Source organism: Trebonia sp., assembly GCF_049794275.1.
Taxonomy (GTDB): Bacteria; Actinomycetota; Actinomycetes; order Streptosporangiales; family Streptosporangiaceae; genus Trebonia.
This window is the reverse complement of the sequence record NZ_JBARCR010001150.1, coordinates 1-1806: the sequence shown is the minus strand read 5'-3', so window position 1 is coordinate 1806 and position 1806 is coordinate 1. Positions and strand designations below refer to the sequence as shown.

At 69.3% G+C, this 1806-nt stretch carries 2 protein-coding genes; one reads left to right on the top strand and one right to left on the bottom strand.

The features are described from left to right. Window positions 1–1154: cytochrome P450 (locus tag WA805_RS28460; RefSeq protein WP_425243865.1), on the top strand; the 1154-nt coding region annotated here is incomplete at its 5' end. A gap of 49 nt (window positions 1155–1203) precedes the next feature. Here the strand turns inward: WA805_RS28460 and WA805_RS28455 are convergent. Beyond that, window positions 1204–1806: hypothetical protein (locus tag WA805_RS28455; RefSeq protein WP_425243864.1), on the bottom strand; the 603-nt coding region annotated here is incomplete at its 5' end.

Here is a 1806-nt window from a genome sequence, read left to right as displayed (position 1 = left end):
CGGCCGCCGAGACCGAGTTCGACCTGATGGGTGCATTGTTCTCCCCGGCCGGGAGCGCCGACCCGCACGTGATCCTGCGCGGTTCGCCGCTGCCCGGCTGCCAGTATCAGTTCGTCCGCGACGTGCTGCGCGACCCGCGTTTTGCCGCACCGGTCATCCCGCCCTCTCCGCACCCGGCATTCCAGCTGCTCCGGCGGTGGATGATCCGGCTGGACGGCGACCGGCACCGCCGCGTCCGGGACGCTTTCGGCGGCCTGTTCACCGCCCGCCGGGTCGAGCGTTACCGGGCCATCATCGCCGGGCGGGCCGCCGCGCTGATCGATCAGGCAGCCCCCGCAGGGAGCATGGACCTGGTCACCGACTTCGCCCGGCCGCTGCCGTTCACCGTGATAAACGATGTGCTCGGCGTCCCGCCTGAGGACCGGGACTGGCTCGGTGCGGCGCTGGCCACCCTCAACCGTGGCTTCGCCCGGCAGCGTGACAGCGACCGCACCCCGGTCCAGGCCGCCGACGACGCGGCCGAGCAGATGCTCTCCTACTTCGCCCAGCTGCTCGACCAGCGCGCCGCAGCACCAGCCGACGACCTGATGACCGCCCTGGCCGCCCGGCACGCAGACGGGGAGGACCGTCAGGACCTGCTGGCGAACTGCATTTTCTTCATGCTCGCCGGCCACCAGACCACCACCACCCTGCTCACCCTAGGCACCCACCTGCTCTGCACCCACCCCAGCGCCGTGGCCGCGCTGCAGAAAGATCCCGGCCGCTGGCCCGCGGCCGTGGAGGAAATGCTGCGGCTGATCACCCCAACGACCTTCACCGGAGCAACACCCCGGACCGACGCTGACATCCACGGCGTCACCTGCCCGGCCGGACAGCCGCGACTGCTGTTCCTGGCCGCCGCCAACCGCGATCCCGCCGCCTTCCCCGACCCCGACCGATTCGACATCAGCCGCGAACCGAATCCTCACCTGAGCTTCGCCGCCGGAGCCCACTTCTGCCTCGGTGCCCCCCTCGCCAGGGTCCACGGCGAAGTCGCGCTGAGCACCCTGTTCACCCGCCTGCCCCGCCTGACCGCCCTCACCCCGCCCGACATCACTGCCAGCGTGCCCATCCGCCAGGTCGACCACTTCACCGTCACCTGGCAGCACGACTGACCACCCCCAGACCCCGCGTTACAGGGCAGCACGATCAACCACAAACCATCTAGGAGGTGGAAAGGCGGGGCGAGTTGGGCTGCAGCACGGCTTCGGCGAGGTCAAGGTAGCGACTGACGGGGGCCAGCATCTCTTCTGGTGCGTCGTCGCGGTACTGGACGAGCAGCCGTCGAAGGATCGCCAGGTACTCGGCCGGTACCGCCGCGGGGACATATGGTCCGCCGACGAACTCGACCATGCGTCCCGCGTCGGCCGACCGCCGGACGACGTACTTCGCGGCCACCGGGATGAGCGAAACCTGCAGCAGCCGGTGCGCGTTTGCGGCTTTGGGCGCAGGGGGCTGCACTTCACGCTTGTCCTGGTGCTCGCGGAACGTATCGTCCAGACGACGAAGGCCCTGCTCGTCGAAGATGACCTTTGCGTCCGCGACCCAGGCGGCCTGGGAGCGCGGGTAGACGTACCAGTCCACGTGCAAGGGAAGGCCGTCGATGACGTAGCGAACACCGATCGCACCGGCGCCGCGGGGTGCATTGTGACGGGAGTCGATGCTCCAGGTAACCAGGTCCGACCCGGGCAGATGTGTCGCGTCGGCGTAATGGTCGAGCTGATCGTCAGGGACGACGATGAGGAGGTCGATGTCACTCCAGTCGTC